Origin of the sequence: Streptococcus sp. (assembly GCF_019414905.1) — a bacterium.
Taxonomy (GTDB): Bacteria; Bacillota; Bacilli; order Lactobacillales; family Streptococcaceae; genus Streptococcus.
Window position 1 is genome coordinate 1 of sequence record NZ_DXLC01000117.1, and the last position, 8,602, is coordinate 8,602.

Below are 8,602 nucleotides of genomic sequence, written 5' to 3' on the forward strand. Positions count from 1 at the left end.
ATAATGCTCTTTCGCTTTCCCATTAGGTTGATATTCATAATAAGTCCCCTTCTGCAAAAACCATTCATCCTTATTTCTACTTGAAGAATCCGTATTCGAGTTTCTAATGATGTAATTATAGAAAATATGTTTTATTCTAAGAAGAAATTCACTAAATTCAATAACCCAAGTTTTATCTTTATTTTTTATATCAAATAGTGCTAAGAGTTTCTTATCATCTAGTTGAATCTCATCAGTTTTCTTACCTTCCTCAATTGCCAAAACATGGAGTAAGAATGTTGGAAAATCAATGACTGTAGTATAATCGCCAAAATCTTTTTCTACTTCTATATTTTTTTCATTTATCTTTTTTCCTAATATATCTGATAACTTTCTTCTTTCATTTTGATGAAAATCAATATCATTATAAATATTATGAAATGAGTAATTTGTAAAATGCCATCCAAAAATACGTTCACGTTCTTGAAAGTCATCTGCTCTCTTCCGCCGCATCTTAAACTGACTTGCTACCGGCTTATCAAACTCTGCACAGGCATCCCAAATTCTCGCAAACTTTTGCGCCATTTCTTGATCTGTACCGAACTTAGCCATCATTTGCGCCTTAAGAATCTCATGAGCTTCTAGTTGTTCACCTCGAGAGTTGAAACGTTCGAAATAAAGATTCAAATCTAAATCTTCAGGAAGTATACTCCGAAAAATGATAACCTTCTCAAAAAGATAATCAACGAAAGACTGAAGATCAAGACGGCGCTCCTCTAGCACTTTTTTCAATGCGTCTTTAGCATGTCCGTAACCTCTAGTCAGCTCATTTTCATCGTCCTCTGAAATTTTTTGCTTGGTAAATAGCTTTTGAATATTCTCATTCGATTTCTTCCTAGCTGGAAAGGTAAGATTGACAGCTTTCAATCTATCAAAACCAAACTCATGCTTCAAAGCTAAGGCAATCAAATTAAGGGCTGTTGTCCGTTGTTGCCCATCTATGATTTTGAAAATGTCATTCTCTTTATTAACGACCAATGTTCCAATATAATAATTGTCTCTATTTTCTTGAAAAGCATCTGCTACGTCGTTCAATAACTGCTCAATTTCATCATAAGTCCAAGCAAAATTTCTCTGATAAAGAGGAATAGCATAGGTATCTTCATTTAACAAACGATTAACTGATAAGCTTATATGTGTTTCTACCATTTATCTTTTTCCTCTTCTATAATCCTATCCACAGTATAATTTTCAAATAACTCTCTATCTATCTTGATCATAAAATCATTCGGAGTGACAGCATGGGATAAAAGTTGAAATAGCTTTTGAACCTCTTTTTGTCTAAACCTTCCACCAGCAGCATAGTTCCCAACCGTCGCATCATATATGGCTTTAGATTTAACTCGAGGGTAGTAAGACCAAATAAACAAGGTCTCTACTATCTCCTTTGATAGCTCATCTTTTCCAAATCTATCTGCGAAAAGCAAGCAAATATTTAGAAATAGATTGTGACACTTGAGGTAGCGCCCCTTTGAGCTATTGTAAATGTTTAACATACCTTCTGGGTAAGCTAAATTTTGTTCTTCCTTCTCTGACTCATTAGAGACCCCTAACTGTTTATTTAAAAAATTTTTATGAACTCTAATAGTTTCATGAGCAGATTCAATATACTCAAAAAATTTACTTCCATCAATGATTGGCATAGTAATTGACATAGGGAGATTTTCAATATGACGATACAATTCTAGATATGGAAAGTTCTGATTCAAATCAACGCCTTTAAAATCGTCAATAAAATCCTCTGTAAAGCGGAGATAAGATCCATAACGCTTGTTTGTTAATCCTGTCTCTCCTCGCGACCAACGTCTCATACGAAAAAGATGTTTATCAAACAACTCTTTGAGACTTAACTCTTTATCCTCTACAAATTGCTCCCACTTTTCCACAATTCTTTCGTCTTCGGAATCTTGCTTGCGAAGATGATAAGCTTTGAGCAAATCATGAGGTTCTAAAGATTTTCCACGATTATTCTGAGAATCAAATAACTGAAAGGCTTCTGATAATCGTTCTTGGGGCATAGTAATCACAGAGACAGCACAATTCTCTAATAAAAAGTTGCAAATATCTTTTGCCTCATTTTCGCCAACTAATTGAGTTAAATTTTTCCACTCATTATAATTTTCACTCGCATGATAGCAAGATATCTCTCCAAATTCTTCAGCACTCAACAGTTGATTCGCACCCTTATAATTCTCTAAATCATCTAACGAATGAAGAAACAAAGAAATTGAAATTAGCCGTTGCTGTCCATCGACAATATCTAAGTGTCCATCATTTTCATGCAGGATAACGGATCCAATCTGATATTCCTTTTTCCCCATAGCATCTCGTAAATCATAAAAAAGATTACGGATATGTTTTCTGTTCCATTTATAAGGTCTTTGATAAGAAGGAATTCGCAAGTCCCCTTCTTCCAATAGTTCTCCAACCTTTTTAGAAGTAAATTGAATACTCATTTTATCCTCATTTATATTTATCTATCATTTCTTGAACTGTTCGCTTCATATCCTCTACTAAAATCCGAGGAGACAAAACAGTAACTGCTTCCCCTTGTCCCAGCAACCAGCGTTTAAGACCCGGTGTATGCTGACTTTCAAACTGAAAATGAGTCCAGTCACCATTTTTCCCAACTATTTTTGCATTTGGAAATTGATCCATCACAATAGTCGGATCATTCAAATACTCGATCTCAATACTGATTTTCTTCCCGATAAAAGCATCCACTCTCTCGTTACGAATGTCACCATCTCTAAATTTATCTCGATAAGAAATAGAGGGTTTCTCTATACCACTAAGAGACCATGACTCGATACGGTCTACTCTTAAAGTAATATAAGTAGCATGTTTCAACTGGTAAACAACCAGATAGAAATAATGACTATCATAGTAAAGAGAGACTGGTAAAACAGTCTGCCTCTTAGAAGATTCAGAATAAGGTTTTTGATAGATAATGTCTAGAACCTGTTCATGCAAAATAGCTTCTGATAAATTCCAAATTTTCTCTATTCTATTTTGCTGATCCGCTAAGGGAGCATAATTGAGCTTTTCACTACCAATAATCTTCTCGATTTCTTTCTGGTCATCACGAGGAACTAAAACCAGTAAATTTTTTAGTAAGCTATCAATTTCTGGCCGATTCAATGCTCGATTTTCCAATAAAATCTTTGAAATAACGAGTATATCCTTTTTATTAAAAACTGACTTACTTGCTAAACAATACTTATTCGTCTTACGGTTATAAAGCAAATCTCCACTATAACTGGTGTTACTAGATAAAATATCACGGAGTAGCGAAAAATCTCTCTGTATCGTCTTTTTACTAACCTCAAATTCCTGAACCAGTTGCTTTTTTCCTAATGGAATCCCAAACTGTAAGCGTAAAAAGATCGTTAGTAATCTCTCTTGATCATTCATCTAAAGTCCTTTTTATTCATCTTCAAGCGATGTTAGACACGCTATCATTCCCCACTTAAAACGCACAATCAAACGAGATTGAACATTTTTCAACTGATCTGGTTCAGAATTACCAGATAAAACAATTTGCGTTTTCCTACCAAAGAAAGAATTAAAGAGGTTAAAAATTTTTTCTTGAATCATATCATCTTTTTCTCCCAATACCTGAATATCATCTACTAGTAGAAGATCCAACTCCTCACCTCTAATTTTTTGTATTTCTAGCTCATTTTCTAATAAGTTTTCGGCAGAAATATATTTTATTCGCTTTTCTGGATTTTTCTCAAGAACCTTATTACCAATAGCTTGTAGCAGATGTGTTTTTCCTGAACCCGATTCCCCATAAATATAAAATGGATTGTATTTTAAGCCTAAGTTCTTTACTACTTCTAAGGCTTCTTTCTTTGCTAAAGCATTGCCATCTTTTTCTAGAAAATTTTCAAGTTGATATTTGTTATTTAAGCCTGTATTGTTCATCATTTAAACCTCTTTTTCTTTTGTACTATAAGTATAACAAAACAGATGGACAATATTTGTCCGTCTGTTAATTTTTTTCTTAAAACAACTCATCAAACAAACTGAGCTGGTTATCCTCTGGCATATTGCCGAGAATCCCCATTTCATCCATCTTTTCAACCAAGGTTGATGAGAGCCCACCACGCTTGCGCAATTCTGTTTTAGAGAGGAATTCTCCCTCTTCACGCGCTCGCACTAACTGCTTGGCAACGTTCTCTCCCAGACCATCCATTGCTACAAATGGCGGAATGAGGGTATCCCCATCGATGAGGAACTCTGTCGCCTGACTACGGTAGAGATCGAGTTTCCCAAACTTGAAACCACGCTCCCACATCTCATTGACAATCTCAAGAGTTGTATAGAGATCGATTTCCACATTAGAGGCCTCATTGTTCTTCCGTTTTTCAGAGATTTCTTCCATTCTGCGCTTGATGGCATCCAAGCCCGCCCCCATAGTCTTGATATCAAAGGCCTTGGCGCGGATAGAGAAGTAAGCACAGTAATAATAAATCGGATGGTGAACCTTGAAGTAGGCTACACGTAAGGCCATCATAACATAGGCTGCCGCATGGGCTTTCGGGAACATGTACTTAATTTTCCCACAGGACTCGATATACCACTCTGGCACCTTATTGGCCTTCATGGCTTCAATATAGCCATTTCGCTCCTCTTCGGAAATCTTTAGCCACAAGCCCTTACGTACTCGTTCCATGATGGTAAAGGCCATCTTAGGTTCGAGACCAGCATGCATGAGGTAAACCATGATGTCGTCCCGACAACCGATAACAGTCGATAGGTCTGCTATTCCTTGCTTAATCAGATCTTGAGCATTACCCAACCAAACATCGGTACCGTGGGATAGACCTGAAAGCTGAAGCAACTCCGCAAAAGTCGTCGGATGGGTTTCATCGACCATTCCACGTACGAAATTTGTTCCAAACTCTGGAATCCCCAGCATGCCCGTAGGCGTTCCGATTTGCTCAGGTGTCACCCCTAACACATCAGTCCCAGAAAAGAGAGCCATCACGCCTTCGTCATCCATAGGAATTTCATTAGGGTCAATACCAGACAAGTCCTGAAGTTTCCGAATCATTGTTGGATCATCGTGTCCCAGTACATCAAGCTTGAGGACATTCTCATCGATATCATGGAAGTTAAAGTGAGTTGTCTGCCATTCAGCCGTCACGTCATCCGCTGGATACTGGACAGGTGTGAAATCATAGACATCCATGTAGTTCGGAATAACAACGATTCCCCCCGGGTGTTGTCCTGTTGTCCGCTTAACACCAGCCGCACCTTGAGCGAGGCGTTCTACCTCTGCATCACGATAAAACTTCCCATAGTCTCGCTCATAGCCCTTGACAAAACCATAAGCGGTCTTGGCAGCCACCGTACCAACCGTTCCTGCACGGAAGGCATATTCCTCACCAAAGATATCACGCACATCCAAATGGGCACTAGGTTGGTCTTCTCCCGAAAAGTTCAAGTCAATATCGGGAACCTTGTCCCCATCAAAACCAAGGAAGGTCTCGAAAGGAATATCTTGCCCATTTTTACTGAGTTTGTGACCACATTTAGGACAGTCCTTATTGGGCATATCAAATCCAGAACCGTAAGAACCATCTGTGATAAACTCACTATACTGACACTGACCACAGACATAGTGAGGAGAGAGAGGATTGACCTCTGTAATCCCAATCATGGTCGCAACGAAACTGGAGCCAACAGACCCACGAGAACCCACCAAGTAACCCCGCTCATTGGAACGTTGCACTAGCATCTGAGAAGCCAGATAAATCACGGCAAATCCATTCCCCAGAATAGACGTTAATTCTTTTTCAATCCGCAAATCAACAATATCTGGTAGCGGATTTCCATAAATTTCAAAAGCTTTCTTATAGGTCAACTCAGCGACCGTTTCTTCAGCCTTGTCAATAAAAGGTGTATAGAGATCACCCTTAACAACCTCAACGGGTTCAAAGATTTCTGCCAAGGCATTGGTGTTTTCAATAACCAATTTACGAGCCAGTTCCTCTCCCAAGAAGGCAAATTCATCCAACATCTCATTAGTCGTTCTAAAATGAGCCTTTGGAAGTGGTGCTGGTTGAGCATGTTCCCCATGACCGATGGTTCGGTTAATTATAGCCCCCTGGCCCAAACTACGGACGATAATTTCACGGTAAATCTCTTCTTCCGGTTCGATATAGTGAACATTGCCGGTAGCCAGAACAGGTTTGCCAAGGCGGTCCCCCACTTCTATCAAACTCTTAATAATAGTCTGGAGTTCCTCCATATCCTTGACTTGCTCCTTGGCAATCAATGGCGCATAAATAGCTGGTGGCATGACCTCGATAAAGTCATAATACTTGGCCACCTCAACCGCCGCATCCACACCTTGGGAAACGACCGCATCAAAAACTTCACCCTCAGAGCAAGCTGATCCTAAAATCAAACCCTCCCGATGGGCATCTAAAACCGTTCTCGGAATCCGTGGCACCCCTTCAAAATACTTGGTATTAGACAAGGAAACCAGTTTAAAGATATTCTTCAGCCCCACTTGATTCTTAACATAAATCGTCGCATGTTTGATCCGAGCTTTTTTATAAGAATCTGGACTAATCAAATCAATGTTAAGTCTAGCTAGATCGGTCACACCATGTTTTTCTGCTACTTCTTTGATAAAAATAAAGAGCAGACGACCAGTAGCTTCCGCATCGTAGTTGGCCATGTGATGATGTTCTAGAGCCACACCAAAACGCTTGGTCAACGGTCCCAAACCATGACGTTTATACTCAGGATAGAGGTTTCTAGCAAACTCCAGCGTATCAATAACTGGCTGACTAATTTTAGGCAGACCGTAACGCTCATAGTTGGCATTCATAAAACCAACGTCAAAGGTCGCATTGTGGGCAACTAAGACTGTATCCTTGCAAAATTCTTGGAATTCCTGTAAAACTTGTTCTAGTGGTTTGGCATTTTTGACATGGTCATCTGTAATTCCAGTCAACTCAGTAGTAAAAGCTGACAAGGGATGCCCAGGGTTAATAAATTCATCGAATTCAGCAATGACATTCCCCTTGTACATCTTAGAAGCCGCAACCTGAATCAAGTCATTATAGATAGCTGAAAGCCCCGTCGTTTCCACGTCAAAGACCACGTAGGTCGCTTCCGACAAGTCCATCTCCACTTCGTTATAGACGATAGGGACACGGTCCTCCACGATATTGGCTTCCATTCCATAGATTAGCTGGATTCCCGCTTTCTTGGCCGCCTTATAGCCGTGTGGGAAGGACTGGACATTCCCATGGTCTGTGATGGCAACCGCCTTGTGTCCCCATTTAGCAGCTGTCGCAACGATTTCTTCAACCTCTGGCAGAGCATCCATGGTCGACATGTTAGTATGAGCGTGAAACTCAACCCGACGCTCACCTTCTGGCATCAAATCCTTGCGCTCATAGTGAACAACTTCCTGCACATCCTGCACATTCATCGTCAAATCGCGTGTGAAGTTATTCATCTCTACATTCCCACGCACTCGGAGCCAAGAATTCTTCTTAATTAGGTCAAACTTCTGAGCCTCTTCTTCGTTCTTAACCCACTTTTGCATAGAAAAACTTGAAGTATAGTCCGTCATTTTAAAATTGATTAAAACACGCCCTGTTCTGGTCACTTTTTGCTCTACATCAAAAACAAGCCCTTCAAAGACCAGACGATTTTCCTCAGTCGTCACTTCGATCATAGGAGTAATCTCTGCCTTATCCAGCTTGGGTTTAGCTGCAGCTTTTTTCGTTTGAAAATCAAAGGCTGGTTTCTCTTCCGCTGGAGGTGGTGCCATCTGTTCCAGTTGTTCCATAGCACGGAGAGCTTCCTCATTGGCCGCTTGAACAATCTGCTTATTTTCAGCATGAAATGCCTCTTCCTGCTCTTGGGTCAGGATATCATTCTTCTCAACTTGACAATTAAAAGTTGGAAAACCAAACTTTTCAAGTTGTTTAGCTAAATTAGGAAGATGATTCTTCTTAAAGTGTTCCTTATCAATCGCCTCGGAACCTTCAATAAAGAGTTGGTTCCCCTCCGCACGAACTTGCAAATTTTGATAAAGTGACTTAAAACCTTGACTAGCACATGGCCCTTCAGAAAAAGCCTCTCTATAATAGGCCTGTAAGAGCTGATTTGAAAATTCTTGAGACAGAGCCTTGATTTCGAAAACAGCTTTATTTCCTGTCTTAGAAAATTCTTCGCTCAAACCTTTCTTTAATTCTAAAAAGATTTCAATCGGTAAAATATTAGAAAATACGAAATGAAACTCCCATACCTTACTAATTTTATGAACCACAACTCGCTCAATATCAGCCTGTGCTAAAGCAGGAGCCTGTCTCATTTCAGAAGGCATCCCCAGTTGATTCATCAAAATTTCAAAACTATTTGACATTCATTTTCCTCACATTATTCTCCTACTATTTTACCATACTTAGAGGTGTTTTCTAAAGACAAAAGGAAGCCACTAAGTGACTTCCTTCTAGAGTGAGGACTGATTAGTCTTCACCTTTGTTTTTCTTAATGATTTCTTCTTGTACTGACTTAGGTACATCTT

General features: G+C 39.3%; 5 protein-coding genes. All 5 read right to left on the reverse strand.

The features are described from left to right. The coding region (locus tag QZ359_RS03570; RefSeq protein WP_293960094.1) for a DUF262 domain-containing protein at window positions 1-1,188 on the reverse strand (1,188 nt) is incomplete at its 3' end. Then, window positions 1,182-2,495 (reverse strand): DUF262 domain-containing protein, encoded by a 1,314-nt coding sequence (locus QZ359_RS03575; protein WP_261064266.1) that lies wholly within the window; start codon window positions 2,493-2,495, stop codon window positions 1,182-1,184. The genes QZ359_RS03570 and QZ359_RS03575, both read right to left, overlap by 7 nt. Before the next feature lie 7 nt (window positions 2,496-2,502). Further along, complete coding sequence (locus QZ359_RS03580) at window positions 2,503-3,453, reverse strand: WYL domain-containing protein (RefSeq protein ID WP_293960101.1); 951 nt, start codon at window positions 3,451-3,453, stop codon at window positions 2,503-2,505. 12 nt (window positions 3,454-3,465) lie between these two features. Beyond that, the gene (locus QZ359_RS03585; protein WP_293960104.1) at window positions 3,466-3,972 is read right to left on the reverse strand and encodes a DnaA/Hda family protein; all 507 of its coding nucleotides are present in this window, start codon (window positions 3,970-3,972) and stop codon (window positions 3,466-3,468) included. Between the two features lie 76 nt (window positions 3,973-4,048). Next, window positions 4,049-8,440 (reverse strand): PolC-type DNA polymerase III, encoded by a 4,392-nt coding sequence (locus QZ359_RS03590; RefSeq protein WP_265472230.1) that lies wholly within the window; start codon window positions 8,438-8,440, stop codon window positions 4,049-4,051. Window positions 8,441-8,602: the final 162 nt, after the last annotated feature.